At 64.1% G+C, this 19,081-nt stretch carries 17 protein-coding genes; 9 read left to right on the forward strand and 8 right to left on the reverse strand.

Going from position 1 to position 19,081, the window contains the following annotated elements; translation table 11 throughout:
• Positions 1-1,155: an acyl-CoA dehydrogenase family protein gene (locus AC07X6_RS09130; protein WP_034782861.1), complete on the reverse strand. Its 1,155-nt coding sequence runs from the start codon at positions 1,153-1,155 to the stop codon at positions 1-3.
• A gap of 39 nt (positions 1,156-1,194) precedes the next feature.
• Positions 1,195-2,019, reverse strand: coding sequence for an IclR family transcriptional regulator (locus tag AC07X6_RS09135; protein WP_494790746.1), 825 nt, complete (start codon positions 2,017-2,019; stop codon positions 1,195-1,197).
• A gap of 281 nt (positions 2,020-2,300) precedes the next feature.
• Between AC07X6_RS09135 and AC07X6_RS09140 the strand changes: the two genes are divergently transcribed.
• Positions 2,301-4,280, forward strand: coding sequence for a TonB-dependent receptor plug domain-containing protein (locus AC07X6_RS09140; protein WP_494790747.1), 1,980 nt, complete (start codon positions 2,301-2,303; stop codon positions 4,278-4,280).
• A 27-nt stretch (positions 4,281-4,307) separates the two neighbouring features.
• The gene (locus AC07X6_RS09145; protein WP_494790748.1) at positions 4,308-4,847 is read left to right on the forward strand and encodes a molybdopterin-dependent oxidoreductase; all 540 of its coding nucleotides are present in this window, start codon (positions 4,308-4,310) and stop codon (positions 4,845-4,847) included.
• A gap of 52 nt (positions 4,848-4,899) precedes the next feature.
• On the opposite strand, the gene AC07X6_RS09150 is transcribed toward AC07X6_RS09145, so the two are convergent.
• Genes AC07X6_RS09150 through AC07X6_RS09160 form a run of 3 tightly spaced genes read right to left on the reverse strand, consistent with a single transcriptional unit; the run spans position 4,900 to position 7,789 of the window.
• Complete coding sequence (locus AC07X6_RS09150; RefSeq protein WP_494790749.1) at positions 4,900-5,829, reverse strand: alpha/beta hydrolase; 930 nt, start codon at positions 5,827-5,829, stop codon at positions 4,900-4,902.
• Entirely contained in the window at positions 5,826-6,692 is an 867-nt protein-coding gene (locus tag AC07X6_RS09155; protein WP_494790750.1) for an alpha/beta fold hydrolase, read from the reverse strand. Before AC07X6_RS09155 ends, AC07X6_RS09150 begins: the two co-directional genes overlap by 4 nt.
• 35 nt (positions 6,693-6,727) lie before the next feature.
• Entirely contained in the window at positions 6,728-7,789 is a 1,062-nt protein-coding gene (locus AC07X6_RS09160; RefSeq protein ID WP_099664526.1) for a sugar phosphate isomerase/epimerase family protein, read from the reverse strand.
• A 140-nt stretch (positions 7,790-7,929) separates the two neighbouring features.
• Between AC07X6_RS09160 and AC07X6_RS09165 the strand changes: the two genes are divergently transcribed.
• Positions 7,930-8,538 (forward strand): TetR/AcrR family transcriptional regulator, encoded by a 609-nt coding sequence (locus AC07X6_RS09165; protein WP_494790751.1) that lies wholly within the window; start codon positions 7,930-7,932, stop codon positions 8,536-8,538.
• A 16-nt stretch (positions 8,539-8,554) separates the two neighbouring features.
• On the opposite strand, the gene AC07X6_RS09170 is transcribed toward AC07X6_RS09165, so the two are convergent.
• Positions 8,555-8,926 (reverse strand): flagellar basal body protein, encoded by a 372-nt coding sequence (locus AC07X6_RS09170; protein ID WP_494790752.1) that lies wholly within the window; start codon positions 8,924-8,926, stop codon positions 8,555-8,557.
• A gap of 226 nt (positions 8,927-9,152) precedes the next feature.
• Between AC07X6_RS09170 and AC07X6_RS09175 the strand changes: the two genes are divergently transcribed.
• The 6 genes from AC07X6_RS09175 (at position 9,153) to AC07X6_RS09200 (ending at position 15,060) form a co-directional block, all read left to right on the forward strand.
• Entirely contained in the window at positions 9,153-10,292 is a 1,140-nt protein-coding gene (locus AC07X6_RS09175; protein WP_494790753.1) for a dienelactone hydrolase family protein, read from the forward strand.
• 111 nt (positions 10,293-10,403) lie between these two features.
• The gene (locus AC07X6_RS09180) at positions 10,404-11,891 is read left to right on the forward strand and encodes an NYN domain-containing protein (RefSeq protein WP_494790754.1); all 1,488 of its coding nucleotides are present in this window, start codon (positions 10,404-10,406) and stop codon (positions 11,889-11,891) included.
• Positions 11,892-12,027: 136 nt separating this feature from the next.
• Positions 12,028-12,645, forward strand: coding sequence for a PAQR family membrane homeostasis protein TrhA (gene trhA, locus AC07X6_RS09185; protein WP_070222989.1), 618 nt, complete (start codon positions 12,028-12,030; stop codon positions 12,643-12,645).
• A 91-nt stretch (positions 12,646-12,736) separates the two neighbouring features.
• On the forward strand, positions 12,737-13,618 hold the full coding sequence (locus AC07X6_RS09190) for a LysR family transcriptional regulator (RefSeq protein ID WP_230540836.1): 882 nt from the start codon (positions 12,737-12,739) through the stop codon (positions 13,616-13,618).
• A gap of 9 nt (positions 13,619-13,627) precedes the next feature.
• The gene (locus AC07X6_RS09195; RefSeq protein ID WP_474290663.1) at positions 13,628-13,867 is read left to right on the forward strand and encodes a hypothetical protein; all 240 of its coding nucleotides are present in this window, start codon (positions 13,628-13,630) and stop codon (positions 13,865-13,867) included.
• Positions 13,868-13,977: 110 nt separating this feature from the next.
• Positions 13,978-15,060 carry a hypothetical protein gene (locus AC07X6_RS09200; protein WP_494790755.1) on the forward strand — a complete coding sequence of 361 codons (1,083 nt, stop codon included), beginning with the start codon at positions 13,978-13,980 and terminating at the stop codon, positions 15,058-15,060.
• Between the two features lie 135 nt (positions 15,061-15,195).
• On the opposite strand, the gene AC07X6_RS09205 is transcribed toward AC07X6_RS09200, so the two are convergent.
• Both AC07X6_RS09205 and AC07X6_RS09210 read right to left on the reverse strand, forming a co-directional pair.
• Positions 15,196-18,072, reverse strand: coding sequence for a bifunctional diguanylate cyclase/phosphodiesterase (locus AC07X6_RS09205; RefSeq protein WP_494790756.1), 2,877 nt, complete (start codon positions 18,070-18,072; stop codon positions 15,196-15,198).
• A 153-nt stretch (positions 18,073-18,225) separates the two neighbouring features.
• On the reverse strand, positions 18,226-18,996 hold the full coding sequence (locus tag AC07X6_RS09210; protein WP_230540833.1) for a spermine/spermidine synthase domain-containing protein: 771 nt from the start codon (positions 18,994-18,996) through the stop codon (positions 18,226-18,228).
• Between the last annotated feature and the right edge of the window lie 85 nt (positions 18,997-19,081).

Below are 19,081 nucleotides of genomic sequence, written 5' to 3' on the forward strand. Positions count from 1 at the left end.
TCACTTTTGCGCTGCCTTGATCATGTTGCGGGCGATGACGATCTGCTGGATCTGCGTCGTGCCTTCGTAGATGCGGAACAGGCGCACGTCGCGGTAGAAGCGCTCGGCCGCATATTCGCTGATGTAGCCGGCGCCGCCGTGGATCTGCACGGAGCGGTCAGCGACTCTGCCGCACATTTCGGAAGCGAACAGCTTGCAGCACGACGCTTCCGTCGAAATGTCTTCCTTGTTGTCGCGCCGGCGCGCGGCGTCGAGCACCATGCTGCGCGCGGCATAAATCTCGGCCTTGCTGTCGGCCAGCATGGCCTGGATCAGCTGGAACTCGGCGATGGGCTGGCCGAACTGCTGGCGTTCCATCGCATAGGCGAGGGCGTCGGCCAGCATGCGCTCGGCGGCGCCCACGCAGACGGCGGCGATGTGCAGGCGGCCCTTGTCGAGCACCTTCATGGCTGTTTTAAAACCCACGCCTTCCTTGCCGCCGATGATGTTCGCGGCCGGAACGCGGCAATTCTCGAAGATGACGTCGCAGGTATGCGCGCCTTGCTGGCCCATTTTTTTATCGATTTTTCCCAGCGAGAGGCCGGGCGTATCTTTTTCCACGATGAAGGCGGAGATGGCCGAGGCGCCGCGCTTGACGGGGTCCGTGCGGGCCATGACGGTAAAGATGCTCGCCTCGGGCGCGTTGGTGATATAGCGCTTGCTGCCGTTGAGGATATAAAAGTCGCCGTCGCGCACGGCCGTCGTGCGCAGCGAGGCCGCATCCGACCCCGATCCCGCTTCCGTCAAGGCGAACGAGCCGATGATCTCGCCGGCCGCCAGCTTGGGCAGATAGTATTGTTTTTGCGCTTCCGTGCCATCGATCACGATGCCTTGCGAGCCGATGCCGTTGTTCGTGCCGATCAGCGAGCGGAAGGCGGGCGAGGTGCGGGCGATCTCGAACGCGACGCGCACTTCCTCTTCCATGCTCAGTTCCAGGCCGCCGTAGGCTTCCGGGATGGACAGGCCGAACAGGCCCAGTTCGCGCATCTGCGCCACGATGGCGGGCGGGATGGTGTCTGTTTCGGCCACCAGCGCCTCGTTCGGCACCAGTACTTCGCGCACGAAACGGGCGATGCTGTCGAGCAGGATGTTCAGGGTTTCTTCGTCGCGTATCATCGGGGTCCTCAGTACTGTAATTAAGAGGGGGCGCGCAGTCTAACCGCGACCCAGGTTTTTTTCCACTGTCTTGACCAGGGCGACCAGGCGCGGTCCCAGGTCGGACTCGAGTTTTTCACGCGACAGCAGGAAGGCGGGGCCGCCGCAATTAAAGGCCATCACCTGTTCGCCGTCGGCTCCCAGCATGGGCACACCCACCGCGTGCACGTCGTTCTGCCATTCGCCGGCCGAGATGCAAAAGCCCCGATCCTGGTAATCCTTGAAGCCTTGCTCGATGCCGGCCTTGATGCGCGGCCAGCGTTCCGTCTCGTGCACCCTGGCGTGATCCATCAGGTAGTCGCGCTCGGCCTGCGGCAGGATGCACAGCAGGGCCTTGCCCATGGCCGTCGTCATCAGGGGAATGCGTGAGCCGACGTCGAGGCGCAGGGTGACGTTGGCACTGCTGCGGCACGTCTCCACGTACACCATGCTGAGGCGGTCGCGCGTGCCCAGCGACACGGAGGCCTGCGCATGTTCGGCCAGTTCCTCCATCAGCGGGCGCGCCATCTTGCGCACGTCGAGGTTCGACAGCATGCGGTAGCCGAGGGCCAGCACGCCGGCGCCCAGCTGGTACTTGCCCAGGCTGTCCGAATAATTCAGGTAACCGAGTTTTGTGAGGGTGTAGGTCAGGCGCGAAATCGTCGGTTTCGGGATGCCCGTGCGCTTGGCCATGTCCGCGTTCGACAGGAAGACTTCGCCGGGACGAAAGCAGCGCAGTACTTCCAGTCCGCGCGCCAGCGCGTTGACGAACTGGCGGTCCTTGCCTTCCTCGTCATCGCTGAAGACGATGATTTCCGGATCCGCTGCGGCCTGAACATTTGTCATATTTGCATTCATTTTCAAACTCCCTGGAAATCAGTTTGCCTAGCCAAATTGGACGTGTCAATCGTTTTGTGAAACATTCGTTCGCACAGCGAAATGCTGCAGTGCATGAAAAAAAGCGTGAGAAATTGACTTGCGCGAGGCCTTTTGGCCTTGCCGCTTGAGCATCGCTATATACATCTGTATATTGCGCCGTTGGATGACGGCCGCCGCACGAGTGGCCGCTTTTTTTGTATTTTTTTGTATATCGCTATATAAGCTGATATATAACGGAAGAGAACAACATGACGATGGTGAAACAGGTAATGGCAGGCGCCGTACTGCTGGCGCTGGCGCAGCAGGCTGCTGGCAAGGAAGACGTGGATGCGGCGGCGCCGTTCGTGCTGGGCACGGTGACGGTGATCGGCCAGCGCGAGCAGGGAGGCCAGATGGAACAGCAGGTGGGCACGCAAGTGAGCCGCGCCGAGATGCGCCGCTTTAACCGCGACAACGTGGGCGATGCCTTGAATTTGCTGTCCGGCGTGTCGCTGTCGACCAATTCGCGCAATGAGAAAACCGTCGCCATCCGCGGCTTCGATGCGCGCCAGGTGCCCCTGTACATCGACGGCATTCCCGTCTACGTGCCGTATGACGGCTACGTCGATTTCAACCGCTTTACGACGGCCGACCTGGCCGCCATCCAGGTGGCCAAGGGTTTCAGTTCCGTCGCGTATGGCGCCAATACCCTGGGCGGCGCCATCAACCTGGTGTCGCGCAAACCGACGGCGCGCCTTGAGGGAGACACGTCCGTCGGTTTCGGTTCGGGCAGCGAGCGCCAGGTGTCGGCCAACGTGGGCACGAACCAGGGCCTGTGGTATCTGCAGGCGGGCGTGTCCTACATCGACAGCGATGGTTTCCCCATGTCGTCGGATTTCCGCCCCACGGCCACGGAAGACGGCGGCACGCGCAACAACGCGTATCGCAAAGACCACAAGCTGTCGTTCAAGGTCGGCTACACGCCCGTGGGCGGCGACGAGTATGCACTGAGCTACTACAAGCAGCATGGCGAAAAGGGCCAGCCGCCATCGACGAATCCCGTCGGCGCGCGCTACTGGCAATGGCCGTACTGGAACAAGGAAAGCGTGTATGTCGTCTCGCAGACGCGCCTGGGCGACGCCGAGCGCCTGAAACTGCGCCTGTACCACGACAGCTACGACAATGAAATCACCTCGTACACGAATGGCAGCTACACGACCCTGAAAACCAGCGGCCAGGGAAGCGTCAGCGGCGGGCGCAGCATCTATAACGACCGCACGAACGGCGGCGCGGTGGAACTCGAATCGTTCCGCCTGGCCGCGCACAGCCTGCGCGTCGTGGCCAGCTACAAGGCCGACGAGCACCAGGAACGCGATGGCAAGGGCGTGCGCAACACCTGGTACAAGGATGCGCTGTGGACCCTGGGCGCGGAAGACAGCATCGCCCTGAACGCCGCGACGGAACTGTCGCTGGGAGTGTCGCGCAATGAGCTGCGCCCGGACACGGTGTATAGCGCCGGCAATGCCTACACCTTGCCGGACAATCAATCGGCCACCGACCTGCAGGCGGGATTGTTCCACAAGACCGGTCTTGAATCGCGCGTGTACGCCACGGTGGCGCGCAACTCGCGCCTGCCGACCCTGAAGGACCGCTACTCGCAGCGCCTGGGCACGTACATCGAAAACCCGGCCTTGCGCGCCGAGCAGGCGATGAATTACGAGCTGGGCTATCAGGGTAGCGTGCAGGGCACCAGCCTGGAAGCGGCGCTGTTCTACAGCGACGTGAAGGACAAGATCCAGAGCGTGGCGAATGTGGCCGGCGTGCGCGCGCAGATGCAGAACGCGGGCCGGGCGCACATCAGCGGCGTGGAACTGGGCTTGCGCGGCCGCGCCTGCGCCTGGCTCGATTTCGGCGGCAATTACACCTATACGGAGATGAAGAACGTCAGCGACCGCGCCATCCGCCTGACGGACGTGCCGCGCCACAAGCTGACGGCCTACGCCGTGCTGCACGCGGCGCGCCAGGTCGACGTGGTGGCCATCGCGGAAGCGAACAGCGGGCGCTGGGTCTCGAACACCCTGGAACTGGGCGGTTTTACGACGCTGAACCTGAAGGCCGTGTACCGGCCCTTGCCGGCCTTGAGCCTGGAAGCGGGCGTGAGCAACCTGGGCGACCGCAATTACGCGCTGGCCGACGGTTTCCCCAGCGCGGGCCGCACGTGGCTGGCCAATGCGCAGTACCAGTTCTGATTTGTCACTGTCATGAAAGGACACAGCATGTTGAAGAAAATATTGGCTGGCTTTACCTCGGCGGCGTTGCTGGCCGCGGCGCCCGCGTGGTCTGCCGCTCCCGTGCCTGCGCGCGACAATATGAGCCATGCGCTCGCCGTGACGGGCATGGTGGAAACGCCGTTGACCCTGAAGGTGGCCGACCTGCGCCAGCTGCCGCCGGCCAACGGCGGGGAAATCGCCGTCACGCGCCATAATGGCGACAAGGCCGAAACCATCACCAGCTACAAGGGCGTGCGCCTGCGCGACATCCTCGACAAGGCGGTGCTTGATGCGCCCGGCCACAATGACGTCAAGAAGCTCGCCATCATCGCCACGGCCACGGATGGCTACGCGGTGGTGTTTTCCTGGGGCGAGCTGTATAACGCGCCGGCCGGCGAGGGCGTCATCGTCTACTATGAAAAAAACGGCAAGGCCCTCGACGACAACGATGGCGAGATCGCCCTCATTTCGGCAAAGGACATCCGCACGGGCCCGCGCCACGTGAAGTGGCTGAACGGCATCGAGGTGCGCAAGCTGGCGGAATGACGCGCAGCTGATGGAAAAAACGCGCCGTGGAGCCATCCCCGGCGCGTTTTTTTTATGCCGCCAGCGCTTGCCGCATGGCCTTGCCCGCCACGTCGAACAGACCGCGCGCCGCTGGCGTCAAGCCCAGCATGTGGATCGATGCGTGGATCATGCCATCGAGCTGCACGCATTGCGCCGCCACGCCGTCGTCGCGCAAATACCGCGCATACGCCACGCCCTCGTCATGCAGCGGGTCGTATTCGCACACCAGCACCGTGGCCGGCGGCAAGTCCTTCAACGAGGCCGCCCGCAGGGGCGCCGCGTAAGGCTGCGCGCTGTCGGACGGCTCGTTCAGGTACGCCGACCAGCAAAAACGCATCGCTTCCCGCGTCAGCGAATGGCCTTCCGCATAGCGCTGGTACGAAGCCGTGTCGAAGGCAAAATCGAGCGCCGGGTACAGCAGCAGCTGGTGCGCCAGCGCGGGACCGGCCTGGTCGCGCGCCATCAGGGCGGCGGCCGCCGCCAGGTTGCCGCCCGCGCTGTCGCCGCCCACGGCCAGCCGTTTCGCATCGATGCCCAGCGCCGCCGCATGTTCGGCGACCCAGCACAAGGCCCGGTAAAAGTCGTTCAGCGGCACGGGGAACTTGTGCTCGGGTGCCAGCCGGTAGTCGACGGAAAAGATCACGCAGCCGGTGGCGTTGGCCAGCGTGCGGCACGGATTGTCGTACAGGTCCAGCGAACACAGGCACCATCCGCCGCCATGCGCAAAGACGATGGCGGGCAGGGGCTGGCCCGTCTCCGCGCCGGCCGGCACGTAGGCGCGCACGGTCAGCGCATGCTCGCCCGGCAGCACGTAATCCTTGATCGAGGCGACATCCTCGAGTGGCCCGTGCAGCTGGCGCAAGCCCGTTTCCGTGGCCGCGCGCAGGTCCGCCAGCGAGGCGGGCGGCGGCGCATCCCTGCTCTGTTCCAGCCAGGCGGCGATCAGCGGATCCAGGCTCATGCCGCGTCTCCCGCCAGGAAGGGCAGCAGGTGGGCGATGAACGCTTCCGGCTGTTCTTCCATGATGAAGTGGCCGCATTCGGCGACTATGGCGCCTTTTAGATTGCCCGCCTTGCCCTGCATGGTCAGCAGGGGAGCGTCATTCGTCGCATGGTCGGCGCCGATGGCCAGCACGGGCATGGCCAGGCTGCGTTTTGCCCGTTCCAGATTTTGACGGATGGTTTCCGGAATGGCGCGGTAGTAGGCGAAGCCAGCGCGCAGGGCGCCTGGCGTGGCATACGCGTCCGCATACACGTCGACGGCCACCTTGTCGCGGCGGTACGACCAGCGGTCCAGGATGAAGCGGATGTATTCGCGCTCCTTGCCCGCCGTGAGCATTTCCGGCAAGTCCAGCACCTGGTTGAACATGAAGTGCCACAGGAAGATGTTGTCGGACGGCGCGACGAAAATCGGCGGCGCGGGCGCCAGGCCGGGAATCACGGCTTCCGTCAGCGCCAGTTTCGTCACGGCTTGCGGGAAATCGCTGGCCAGCGCATAGCCGACCCACATGCCGATGTCGTGGCCGACGACGTCGTATTGCGCGTGGCCCAGGGCCAGCATGGCGCGGTGCAGGGTGGCGGCAACGGCGCCCGTGTCGTAGCCGCCGGCCGGACGTTCCGAGTGTCCGCTGCCGGGCGGATCGATGGCGATGGCCTGGTAGCCGCTGGCGGCCAGCGCCGCCATCACGTGGCGCCACGCATACCAGGTTTGCGGCCAGCCGGGGATCAGCAGCACGGGTTTGCCTTCGCCGGCGATGACGCAATGCAGGCGCTGGCCGTCGATGCGCACATAGTCATGGGTGTAGCTGTCTTCATTCTGATGCATGGCAAGTCCTTGTATTGATTCAGTTAATTAGTCGATTAGTTGTGCGTGATGCCGAGCAGGGTATTGATCTGCTGCGCGCTGACGGGGGCGCCGGCGAAGTCGTCGAAGATCTTGTCGGTCACGGGAATGATGTGGGCATTGATGAAGGCCACGCCTTCGCGCGCGCCCACTTCCTGGTCTTTCAGGCAGCATTCCCATTCCAGCGTCGCCCAGCCCGCGTAGTCGTTTTGCGCCATCTTCGAGAAGATCGCCTTGAAATCGACCTGGCCGTCACCCAGCGAGCGGAAACGTCCGGCGCGGTTTTCCCACGACTGGTAGCCGCCGTAGATGCCTTGCCGTCCCGTCGGATTGAATTCCGCATCCTTCACATGGAACATGCGGATGTGGTCCTTGTAGATATCGATGAATTCCAGGTAGTTCAGCTGCTGCAGCACGAAGTGGCTGGGGTCGAACAGCATCTTGCAGCGCGGATGGCGGCCCACGCGCTCGTAGAACATCTCGAAGCTGATGCCGTCATGCAGGTCTTCGCTCGGGTGGATTTCGTAGCACAGGTTGATGCCTTGTTCCTCGCACACGTCGAGGATGGGCAGCCAGCGGCGCGCCAGTTCGTCGAAGGCCGCCTCGATCAGGCCGGGCGGGCGCTGCGGGAACGGGAACAGGTAGGGCCAGGCGAATGAGCCGGAGAACGTGCCCATGTCGGTCAGGCCCAGGCGTTTCGAGGCCATGGCCGCCAGTTTCACTTGCTCGATGGCCCACTCGGTGCGCGCCGCCGGCTGGCCGTGCAGGTGTGCCGGGGCGAAGCTGTCGCACAGCGCGTCGTAGGCCGGGTGCACGGCCACCAGCTGGCCGAGGATGTGCGTCGTCAGTTCGCTGATGACGAGGCCATGGCTGGCCAGCATGGCAACCAGGTCGTCGCAGTATTGCTGGCTGTGCGCGGCCTGTGCCACGTCGAACAGGCGCGCATCCCAGGCGGGAATCTGCAGGGCCTTGAAGCCCATGCCCGCCGCCCATTCGGCGATGGCGGGCAGGGTGTTGAAGGGCGCCGTGTCGGCGGCGAATTGTGCCAGGTGCAGGCTTGGTCCTTGGATGGTTTTCATATCGGCTCCTATTGTTTGTCGATCGACAAAGAATAGGCGAAATTGTTGGCGCGGTCAAGCCCGTGATGCAAAATAAATGGCGAACGCGCCGCGGGCGCCAGGCGTTATACTGGCCGCCAGTTCGTAAGCAGAGGATCAAAATGGCAGGAAGACCGAGGGAATTCGACCGTGCGCTGGCGCTGGCAAAAGCGCGCGACGCGTTCTGGACGCGCGGCTATGAAGGCGTATCGATGGCCGACCTGGTGGCGGCGCTGGGCATCGCCTCGGCGCGCATCTATGCGGCGTTCGGCTCGAAGGAGCAGCTGTTCCGCGAAGCCGTGGAGCTGTATGAAACGGGAGAAGGCGCGTTTGCCGTGCACGCGCTGGCGGCCAGCCTGAACGTGCGCGACGCGGTGGCGCGCATGCTGGAAGAGGCCGTGCTGCTGTACACGCGCAGCGGCCAGCCGCAAGGCTGCATGGTGGTGACGGCCGCCACGAATACGAGCGCGGACAACGCGGGCATCGCCGACTGGCTGGCGCAGCACCGCCGCGCGCGCACGCAAGCCGTCATCGAGCGCCTGCGCGCGGCGCAACTGGCAGGGGAATTAAAAGAGGATGCGGACGTGCAGGCGCTGGGCGACTACTATGCGGCCTTGCTGCATGGCCTGTCGGTGCAGGCGCGTGACGGCATTCCCGCCGAACGGCTGCTGGCGCTGATCACGCCGGCGATGGCGCCCTTGACGCTGGAAATGAACAAGCAGACTATCTAAGCGCTAGTGACTGTGCTTAAGTCTTGACGTCGATCAGGCTGCCCAGGGCCTGGTCGGCCGCCTTGACGACGTTCGCCGACAGGTTGAAACCGGCCTTGTAGACGAGGTTATCGGTCAGTTCGGAGGCCAGGCCGACGCCGTTCGGCCGGCTTTCGGCCGCCTTGGCCGCGGTCGCATTGGCGCCGCTGACGCTTTCCGTGGCGGCCAGCTTGCGCCCTTCCACGGAGAGGGTGACGCCCGTGCCGGCCGGGCTGGCTTCCTGGAACCTGGCTTGCTGCGGCTGGAAGCCCGGCGTATTCGCATTGGCGATATTGTTGGCGGCCACGTCCAGCGCGCGCTGGTTGGCGGTCAGCCCCGAGGTACCGGTGGTGAGGGCGGATATGGACATGGCAACTCCTTCAGAATGTATCCAGTTTACTCCTTCCGGCGGGAAAAGTGGCTGATGGTGGTTGGTGTAGGGCAACAATTTTTTCCGCAGGTAGTTGCCGTAAAAAATATGTGCGTCACGTAATTTTTTTATATTGTTCTGTGCTACTTCACTGTCTAGACTGGCAGGGAAGTCATTCACGGAGTCCGTCATTTTCCACCTGCTTCGCCCTATTTTGCTGGTTTTTTTGCTCTGCCTGCCTTGCCTGCCCCTGAAAGCCGAGCTTGCCTACGCGCAACTACCGCTCGACGCGCGCCTGAACGAGCAGGTGCTCATGGTGCCGGCTGGCGACGGCTTGCGCGAAGCGCTGGAAACGACGGTATTCCGGCCCGCCGGCCCCGGCCCGTTTCCCCTGCTGCTGATGAATCACGGCAAGCAGCCCGGCCCGGCCCGGCTGCAGCAGCGCGAGCGCTTCATCTATATGGCGACCGAGTTCGTGCGCCGCGGCTACGCCGTGATGCTGCCCATGCGCGCCGGCTTTGCGCGCTCCACGGGCGCCTACCGCGATTTCGGCTGCGACATGCTGGGCAACGCCCAGGGCCAGGCGCGCGACATGCTCGCCGCGCTGGCATATGCGCGCCGCCAGAGCTGGGTAGACCCGCAGCGCATCGTCGTCGCGGGGCAGTCGTATGGCGGCATGGCGGCGCTGGCGCTGGCCACCCGGGTGCTGCCCGGCGTGCGCGGCGTGCTCAATTTTTCCGGTGGCCTGCGCGTCGACATGCCCGGCTGCGAATGGCAAGGGGCGCTGGCCAAGACTTTCGCCACCCTGGGCGCCTACAACCACATTCCCAGCCTGTGGCTGTATGGCGCGAATGACGCGTATTTTTCGCCGGCGCTGGCGCGGCGGCTGTTCAATTCCTTTACCGGTTCCGGCGGCCGGGCGCAATTGCTTGCCTATGGCCCGTTCAAGCGCGACGCCCACCTGACCCTGGGCAGCCGCGATGGCGTGGCCGTGTGGCTGCCCGCCACCGAGCGCTTCCTGCAGAGAATCGGCATGCCGGTGCGCCAGGTCTATCGCGTGGCCGATGCGCCGCCGCCGCCCGCCACACATTTCGCGCCGCAGGACGATATCGCCGCCGTGCCGTACCTGGAAGAGCAGGGCCGCGCCGCCTACCGCGTCTTCCTGGAGAAAACCGCGCCGCGCGCCTTTGCCCTGTCGGCCAGCGGCGCCTGGGGCTGGGCGGAAGAGGGCGAAAGCCCCGATGTGCGTGCGCTCGCTTCGTGCCAGCGCCGCAGCAGCCTGCCATGCCAGCTGTATTCGGTCGATGAAAGCGTTGTTTGGCCGGTCGCCGGCGCCAGTGCGGGCGCCGCCGGCGGCGCGCAATAGGCTGCCGCGCACGATAGTTGTCGCCGAAACGGGGGATGGGCGAATATACTAGGGGAAAAGGGAGGCGTTGCGCTTCCCGTCCGCCCTTATCATCAGCGAGAATTCACCCTTATGGCGTCATCCCCAGAAAACCTCAGCATGGCCGTGTTTTGCGACTTCGAGAACGTCGCGCTCGGCGTGCGAGATGCAAATTACGAAAAATTCGATATCAAGCCCATCCTCGAACGCTTGCTGCTCAAGGGCAGTATTGTTGTCAAGAAGGCATATTGCGACTGGGACCGTTATAAAAGTTTCAAGGGCACCATGCATGAGGCGAACTTCGAACTGATCGAAATTCCCCACGTGCGCCAGTCCGGCAAGAATTCGGCCGACATCCGCCTCGTCGTCGATGCGCTGGACCTGTGCTACACCAAGGCCCACGTGAACACCTTCGTCATCATCAGCGGCGATTCCGATTTCTCGCCGCTGGTGTCGAAACTGCGCGAAAACGCCAAGCAGGTGATCGGCGTGGGCGTCAAGCAGTCGACCTCCGACCTGCTGGTGGCGAACTGCGACGAATTCATTTTCTACGATGACCTGGTGCGCGAAAGCCGCCGCACGGCCGCCAAGCGCGACGCGCGCGACACGCCTGCGCCTAAGCGTTCGGCCGACGAAGAAGTGCGCCGCAAGGAAAAATACGAGTCGCGCAAGACGGAAGCGATCGAAATGGCCGTCGAAACGTTCGACGCGCTGGTATCCGAACGGGGCGACAGCGGCAAGATATGGGCTTCGATGCTGAAGGAAGCGATCAAGCGCCGCAAGCCGGACTTCAGCGAGTCCTACTACGGTTTCCGCACCTTCGGCAACCTGCTGGAAGAAGCGCAGGCGCGCGGCTTGCTGGAATTTGGCCGCGATGAAAAATCGGGTGCCTATGTCTACCGCAGCAGCGGCCTGGTGGCCGTGCCTGCTGCCGTGAACTCGGATGCCGCCAGCGAGACTGTCGCCAGCGGCGAAGCCGGCGCGACGGCGGAAGAGGGCAGTCACCGCGAAGGCGGCAGCCGCCGCGATTCGCGCCGCAATGGCCGTGGCGGCCGCAAGCAGAACGAGCAACGCCGCGGCGAGTCCGCGCCACAGGCTTTCGTGCCGGTGGCCGACGCCGAAACAACCGTCATCGAGCAGTATGCGCCGACGCCGCAGCCCGAGGTGGTGCACGAAGTGGCCGAAGCCGCAGTCGAGGTGGTGGCGGAAGACGGCAACGCCAAGCGCGGTTCGCGCCGCAATGGCCGTGGCGGCCGCAAGAATGGCGATGGCGGCCGTGAAGCGCGTGCCGAGGTGGCCGAAGTGGCGCCAGCGCCCGAACCGGTGCCTGAGCCAGTCGCCGAAGTGATCGTGGAAGCCGCCGCCGAAGCGAAGCCGAAGGCCAAGCCCCGCACGCCAGCGCGCAAGACTGCAGCGGCGAAAAAGCCGGCCAGGAAGGCGGCCGATACCGTGGCGGAAGCGGCGCCTGTGATTGAGGCGGCGCCGGTGGAAGCGGCCGTCGTGGCGGAAGACAAGCCTGCCAAGGCGCCGCGCAAGACCCCGGCACGCCGTCCCGCGCGCAAGAAGGCGGAAGCTGCCTGATAGTTTGAGCAGGAACAAGCGGGGCGGCAATCGCATGCGCCCCGGCTTTTCCTGTGCCTGCCTTGCGCAAACCGCGCACCCCGATCTCCCCAAGCGTGTAGGATGAGCCTGTTTTTAACGCAGCGGGCGGTCAAGCATGTACCACGGTGAACGGTTCAACAGCATTTCCCATACGGTGGGCGCCGCGCTGGCGGCCATCGGCGGCGTCATCCTGATCGTCGCGGCGGCCCGCACGGGTGACCCCTGGAAAATCGTCAGCTGCAGCGTGTATGCGGCCATGCTGCTGACCCTGTACCTCACTTCCACCCTGTATCACAGCGTGCGCGGCAAGGCCAAGGCCGTGCTGCAGCGGCTCGACCATTGCGCCATCTACCTGCTCATCGCGGGCACCTACACGCCCTTCATGCTGGTGACCCTGCGCGGGCCGTGGGGCTGGTCGCTGTTCGGCGTCGTCTGGGGCCTGGCGCTGTTTGGCATCGTGCAGGAATATGTGTACGCAAAAGGCGCGCGCATTCTGTCGCTGGTGATTTACGTGGCCATGGGCTGGCTCATCGTCATCGGCATCAAGCCGCTGCTGGCGGCGCTCGAGTGGAACGGCTTCCTGTGGCTGGTGGCGGGCGGGCTGTGCTACACGGGCGGCATCGCTTTCTACGCCACCGACCACAAGCTGCGCCATGGCCACGGTATCTGGCATTTGTTCGTGCTGGCCGGCAGCAGCTGCCATTTTATCGCCATTTTGTTCTACGTTGCCTGACGTTGCCTGCAGCCGTCACTGTTGCCGTGGTTCCATTATAATGGTGCGATATGTGAAAATAGCGCAACAATGCGGCAATAATAAGGCAACAATGGATATCAATTCGGATGACCTGAAAATCTTCGTCACCGTCATCGACAGCGGCACCCTGAGCGCGGCCGCCGTGCACCTGGGACAAACCACCTCGGGCGTCAGCCGCGCCCTGTCGCGGCTGGAAGACAAGCTGGCCACGTCGCTGCTGACGCGCACCACGCGGCGCATGGAGCTGACGGAAGAGGGGCAGCTGTTCCTGGACAAGGCGCGCGCCATCCTCGCCTCGATGGAAGACGTGGAAGAGTCGATCCGCATCCGCCGCCAGAAGCCGGCCGGGCGGCTGTCCGTCGATGCCGCCTCGCCCTTCATGCTCCACTGCGTGGTACCGCACGTGGCCGAATTTCGCGCCATGTACCCGGACATCCGCCTGGAGCTGACCAGCAACGACCAGATCGCCGACCTGCTCGAGCACCGCACCGATATCGCCATCCGCATCGGCGCGCTGGTCGATTCGACCCTGCATGCGCGCGCCCTGACTGCCAGCCCGCTGCACGTGCTGGCCACGCCCGCCTACCTGGCACGCCACGGCGAACCGGCCACGCCGGAAGCGCTGTCCGGCCATGCGCTGCTGGGCTTTGCCCAGTACGACCTGGGGAATAACTGGCCGCTGCGCCACGCAGCGGGCAACAGCCTGCAGATCGTGCCCGCGCTGGCCGCCTCCAGCGGCGAAACCCTGCGCCAGCTGGCCCTGCACGACCAGGGCATCGTCTGCCTGTCCGACTTCATGACGCGTGACGACATCGCCGCCGGCCGCCTGGTGAAAGTGCTGCAGCCATTCTACACGGGCTACCGCCAGCAGATCCACGCCGTCTACTACCGCAATACGCAGCTGGCGCAGCGCATCAGCTGCTTCCTCGAATTCCTGCAACAGAAACTGTAAGGCCCGGACATGAGCGCACATGGCATGCAATGCCCCACCTGCGACGGATATGGCGACCTGGTGCACGCCACGGTCCGCCAGACGGGCCAGCAGGTGATCGTTTGCACGGAATGCGATTTCGTGTGGCCGCATCCGGAGCAGGACATTGATCCGGCGCATGCCACGGATGTGGCTTCCCTGCTGGCGCAATCCGGCCTGGACGACGACTGGGACGAGCTCGAACTTGGGGCAAGGGTGCCTGCCCGATAGCCCGTGATGGCTGCCCAGCGCAGCATCAGCGGTTTCTGGCATTCCCGCAGCAACAGCTGCAGTGGTCACGTGAGAATGTACGTATTTCTTATCAGATCAGACATGTTAGCATGTTGCAACTCAATATATTGCAAAAAAACATGAAAAAACCTCTTTTCCTGATTGTCTTGCTGTGTGCGTCCAGTTCTGGTGCAGCCGAGATCACTTACGCTGGCGAGGCGGATTGCCGCGTTGCAGAGCATGCGCGGGTTGCCGGGCACGTGGCGTACTGGAGTGGTGCCTGCAAGGAAGGCTATGCCAGCGGACCTGGTGCATTGCAGTGGAGCAAGGACGGCAAGGCGACGGAACGCTATGAAGGTGTGTTGAGCGAGGGGAGGCCGGAGGGCGAAGGCATCGCGCAGTGGGCGGATGGTAGCTTGCATAAAGGCAACTATCAGAGTGGCATGCTGGAGGGCCCTGGCCTGATCGTATTTGCGGACAAGGCAAAGATGACCGCCACATTCGAGCGCGATACGCCAGCCGGTCCCGTGACGGTGACAGCGCGAAATGGCAACCGCTATGAGGGGGGCTGGCAGAATGGTCCGGAAGGCAGCGGCAGCATGATATTTGCGTTGGGCGGCATCTACCGGGGCGCTTGGCACGAAGGGCATCCTATGGGGGACGGCGAAATACTATACCCGAACGGACAAGTGCTGAAGGGACGCTTCCATGGCAGCTTTCAGCTGACGCAACAGCCTGGGGAGCTTGCGACACCGAGGCTGTATGACATCAAGCAGAAAGACGGATACATCGGCTCGAATATTCCGCCGGTTGTCAGCAGCGGTCATGTCGTACCGCCGGAAAAATCGTATGCCGAGTTGACGGGGGAGCAGCAAACGCTCATCAAGCGCCATTACCCCGTGTTGCAGGATGATGATGTGCCGCCCTATCCGGAAAAGGGCCAGCTGCCCGTGTTTCGCGCCATGCGCCATCTGATTTCGTATGGGGGCATTACCGGTATATTGCGTGCCAATGTCAGTATCAACGAAAATGGCGTGCCACAGAGCGTCGCCATGCTGGAAAGTCCCGACAGCGAGGCTACTAGGCTGGCAGCGTCTGTCTTTATGCTCACCAAATATACGCCAGGCCGATGCGCGGGCCAACCCTGCGCGATGGTGGTGCCGTTCAGTTTTTCGCTCAGTTTCATGCAGTAGCGTCGCGGGCGGGCCACAACTGCTGCATGCCTGTCATTTTGCATGAGTGAGATACATACATTGCTGAAATAGTTTCCATTGTTCACTGCTGCAGGGCTGCCGATAAGCCGGACGCATGATGCTGAAGGGCCTGATTCAGGCGACCACGCTGATGTCGCTGCGCAGCAGCTGTTCCACTTCATGCGCCGGCAGCGGCCGGCTGAAATAATAGCCTTGCGCTTCGTCGCAACCGTGGCTGCGCAGATAATCGAGCTGCTCCGCCGTTTCCACGCCTTCGGCCACCACGCGCAGTTTCAGATTGTGCGCCAGCGCGATGATGGAGACGACGATGGCCGCGTCGTCCGCGTCGCGCGCCACGTCGTTGATGAAGCTGCGGTCGATCTTCAGCACGTCGATGGGGAAGGTGCGCAGGTAGGCGAAGCTGGAATAACCGGTGCCGAAATCGTCGATCGACAGCTGCACTCCCAGCGCCTTCATGTCGTGCAGCTGGCTCACGGCCAGCGCCACATCGTGCATGAACAGGCTTTCCGTCAATTCCAGTTCCAGGCAGGCCGGCGCCAGGCCCGTTTCCAGCAGCACTGCGGCGATCGATGTCACCAGATTCGGCTCGTTGAACTGGCGCGCCGACAGGTTCACGGCCAGGCGCAGATTGTCCAGCCCCGCCATATGCCAGGCCTTGACCTGGGCGCACGCTTCGCGCATGACCCAGGCGCCGATCGGCACGATCAGGCCCGTATCCTCGGCCAGCGCGATGAAGCGGTTCGGCGCCACCATGCCCAGGTCCGGATGCTGCCAGCGCAGCAGCGCCTCCACGCCGACGATGCGCCCGCTGGCCAGGTCCAGCTGCGGCTGGTAATGCAGCACGAACTGCTCGCGTTCGAGGGCGTTGCGCAGCGCCGTCTCGATGCGCAGGCGCTCCAGGGTGGCCTGGTTCATGGCCGTCGTGTAGAACTTGATGTTGTTGCGGCCCTGTTTCTTGGCGCAGTACATGGCGATGTCAGCCTGCTCGATCAGGTTCTGCGTTTCGCCATTCAGGGTCACGTCGCCGGGGGCGTCGTAGCGCGACATGTCGTAGACGGCCACGCCGATGCTGCAGGTGACGAAGAATTCCTTGCCGTCGAGCAATACCGGCTGGGCCACGGCATCCATCACGCGCTGCACGATGGCGGCGCTGAGGGTTTCATCGGCCTGTTCGCACAGGATGGCGACGAATTCATCGCCCGACAGGCGCGCCACCGTATCGGTTTCGCGCAGGCTGGCCTGCAGGCGCGTGGCGATGGTTTTCAGCAGCAGGTCGCCGGCCTTGTGGCCCAGGCTGTCGTTGACGAACTTGAAGCGGTCGAGGTCGATCAACAGCACCCACAGCGCGCGGTTCTTGCGGCGCGACAGGGCCATCGCTTGCGCCAGGCGGTCGCGCAGCAGGGCGCGGTTGGGCAAGCCCGTCAGCACGTCGTGGTGGGCGATGTGCTGGATTTGCTGCTCGGCCAGCTTGCGTTCCGTGATTTCGGAACCCGTGCCCCGGTAGCCGCGAAACTCGCCCAGTTCGTTGAACAGCGGTTCGCCATTGACGCTGAACCAGCGCAGCTGGCCATTGCGGTCCTGCATCGCGTATTCGAGGTTGGAGAAGGGCAGGTGGGCTTCCAGGTTGGCGATATGCTGCTTGCCCCAGCGCGAATTGCGCATCTCCGGGTTGTTGTCCCAGCGCGTCATGCCGATGAAGCGTTCCAGCGGCATGTTCGACTTGTCCGTGAAACCGCTGGTGATGTGGGTGAAGCAGAAGTTGGCGTCCTGTTCCCAGTACCAGTCCGAGGACAGGGCCAGCAGGCGGCGGAAGCGCTTTTCGCTTTCCTGCAAGGCGCGCTCGGTGCGCTGGCGCGCCCGCACGTCGGCGCTGAGCAGCTCATTGCTGCGTTTGAGGTCGGCCGTGCGCTGCTCCACCAGCAGTTGCACGCGGCGCGAGCGCTGCGTCAGCGACTGCACGAAGGCGGCCGTCAGCATGCTGAACAGCAAACCCATGATCAGGGTGAACAGCGACCCCAGGTGGTCGGCCAGGAAGGGGCGCGGATGGGCCACAACGCGCACATGCCACGGCCGGCCGGCGGAAACGAAGGCCCGGTCGTAATGGCTGTGGTAGGCAAATTGCAGCCAGCGTGGCAGCGATTCCCAGGCGCCGCCCGCTTCGACAGCAGGCACCTGGCCATGCCGGAAGATCAATTGGCGCGGGTCGGCGCCGGCGTCGGCATAGACGCTCAGTTCGAGCTGCGGGTCGCCCAGCAAGTCGGCGCCGGCGAGGATTTTCTGCACCAGTTCCCCGGCGCGCACGATGACCGCCGTATCGCCGATCAGCGCCGCGCGCCGCTGCGGTACCGTCTGCAGGGGCACGCCGTGGCGGTACACGGGCCGTACGATGACGAAGCCCTGCTGCGGTCCCTGCGCCAGGGCCAGCAGGCCGGTGGCGGTGGTCTGGCCGCTGATGATCGCCTGTTCCAGCGCACGCGCCAGCACGCCGTTCGGGCTGACGTTCAGGCCGAAGGCGGGGCGGTTGCCCTGCAGGGGCTCGAGGTAGTCCACCACCAGGTAGCTGGCGCGCGTCGTCGCGGGCACGATGACGCCGTCGTGCATTTCCGTCATGGCGTAATCGGGCACGATGCGCCGCAGCCCGGCCTCGAAGGCGTCGCGCTGGGCATGCGGCACTATACGGTGGAAATTGAAGGCCTGGATGAACGGGTGGCGCTGCAGCAGCGGCGTGGTGAAGGCATGGAACTGCTCGCGCGTGACGGGCACGACGGCGGAAAACAGCTGGTTCGTCGTCGTCAGCACCTCGACCGCGTCGTCGAGTCCCTGCTCGATGGCGGCCACCCTGGCACCGGCGCGCTGCTGCAGGCTCAGGCCCATCTTGTCGTATTCGAGCTGGCTGATGGCGGCGAACAGCACGGCCGTCACGCTGACGCCGCAGGCGAAGGTCAGCGCGGCCGCGGCGGAAATCGACAATGGCAGGCGGCCACGCAGCATGGGTTTTCCTATCTCACTTCATGGACACAATTGCTCGGCAGCACCTGCGGGCCCGCGCAGGCCGTAGTTTGTCATAAACCACATCCATCATGCGAATTTTGCACCAGATCGCTGCTAATAAGCAACAATATCTATGGCCATGGCGGACGACTATCAGTTGTCGGGTGCGCCTGATTGCCGGCGCAAGCGCCACAACTGCCATGCCGGCAGCCAGCGGTTCAGGAACGCCAGGCCGCATACCCGGCGCCAGCGCACCAGCCGCACCATGCGCACGGCGCGGCCCGCCCCGAGCTTGTCCGGCCTGGCGGCGAAGAGGATGCGGTTGTTGCCGGCGATGCCGTCGAACTGGCACACGGCGCCGCGGAAGGTCAGCATCAGGCGTTCCAGCATGGCGGGGTAGTGCTCGTCATAACTGAACAGGTTGGCCACCAGCACGCCGCCGGGCAACAGGGCGCGCAGGCAGTCCGCATAGAAGCGCGCGCTGCCCAGGGCCGGCGGCAGGCCCGTTTCGTCGTAGCCGTCGAGCAGCAGCACGTCGGCGCAGCCCGGATGCTGGCGGATATAGCTGACGGCATCCGTTTCGATGATGCGCAGGCGCGCGTCGTCGGGCGGCAGCATGAATTGCTCGCGCAGGGCGATCACGTCGGCGCGCAGTTCCAGCACCGTGATGCGCGTGTCGGGCAGGTGCCGGTGGCAGAATTTCAGCAGCGAGCCGCCGCCCAGGCCCACCATCAGGATGTGGCGCGGACGCGGCACGAACAGGGTAAAGCACATCATGGCGCGCGCATAGCGCAGCAGTAGATGGTCGGGGCGCGACAGCAGCATTTCGCTCTGGATCATGCCTGGCTGGAATTCCAGCCGGCGCCGGTCGCCGCAGGTATGCACCTGCGGGGCGAGTGGGGTGGTGCTTCTGTTTTCCGGCATGGGGCGACTTCGCTGAGTGGACAGGGGGAGATGCTTTGTTGCATTCAGAGAAATCTGATAAGCTCCCGTGAGCATACCCGATTAA

Source organism: Janthinobacterium sp. GW460-12-1-14-LB5, assembly GCF_059423585.1.

Coding starts and splice junctions, on each gene's coding strand:
- AC07X6_RS09130 (WP_034782861.1), bottom strand. CDS start 1,155: ATGATACGCGACGAAGAAACCCTGAACATCCTGCTCGACAGCATCGCC.
- AC07X6_RS09135 (WP_494790746.1), bottom strand. CDS start 2,019: ATGACAAATGTTCAGGCCGCAGCGGATCCGGAAATCATCGTCTTCAGC.
- AC07X6_RS09140 (WP_494790747.1), top strand. CDS start 2,301: ATGACGATGGTGAAACAGGTAATGGCAGGCGCCGTACTGCTGGCGCTG.
- AC07X6_RS09145 (WP_494790748.1), top strand. CDS start 4,308: ATGTTGAAGAAAATATTGGCTGGCTTTACCTCGGCGGCGTTGCTGGCC.
- AC07X6_RS09150 (WP_494790749.1), bottom strand. CDS start 5,829: ATGAGCCTGGATCCGCTGATCGCCGCCTGGCTGGAACAGAGCAGGGAT.
- AC07X6_RS09155 (WP_494790750.1), bottom strand. CDS start 6,692: ATGCATCAGAATGAAGACAGCTACACCCATGACTATGTGCGCATCGAC.
- AC07X6_RS09160 (WP_099664526.1), bottom strand. CDS start 7,789: ATGAAAACCATCCAAGGACCAAGCCTGCACCTGGCACAATTCGCCGCC.
- AC07X6_RS09165 (WP_494790751.1), top strand. CDS start 7,930: ATGGCAGGAAGACCGAGGGAATTCGACCGTGCGCTGGCGCTGGCAAAA.
- AC07X6_RS09170 (WP_494790752.1), bottom strand. CDS start 8,926: ATGTCCATATCCGCCCTCACCACCGGTACCTCGGGGCTGACCGCCAAC.
- AC07X6_RS09180 (WP_494790754.1), top strand. CDS start 10,404: ATGGCGTCATCCCCAGAAAACCTCAGCATGGCCGTGTTTTGCGACTTC.
- trhA (WP_070222989.1), top strand. CDS start 12,028: ATGTACCACGGTGAACGGTTCAACAGCATTTCCCATACGGTGGGCGCC.
- AC07X6_RS09190 (WP_230540836.1), top strand. CDS start 12,737: ATGGATATCAATTCGGATGACCTGAAAATCTTCGTCACCGTCATCGAC.
- AC07X6_RS09195 (WP_474290663.1), top strand. CDS start 13,628: ATGAGCGCACATGGCATGCAATGCCCCACCTGCGACGGATATGGCGAC.
- AC07X6_RS09200 (WP_494790755.1), top strand. CDS start 13,978: ATGTTGCAACTCAATATATTGCAAAAAAACATGAAAAAACCTCTTTTC.
- AC07X6_RS09205 (WP_494790756.1), bottom strand. CDS start 18,072: ATGCTGCGTGGCCGCCTGCCATTGTCGATTTCCGCCGCGGCCGCGCTG.
- AC07X6_RS09210 (WP_230540833.1), bottom strand. CDS start 18,996: ATGCCGGAAAACAGAAGCACCACCCCACTCGCCCCGCAGGTGCATACC.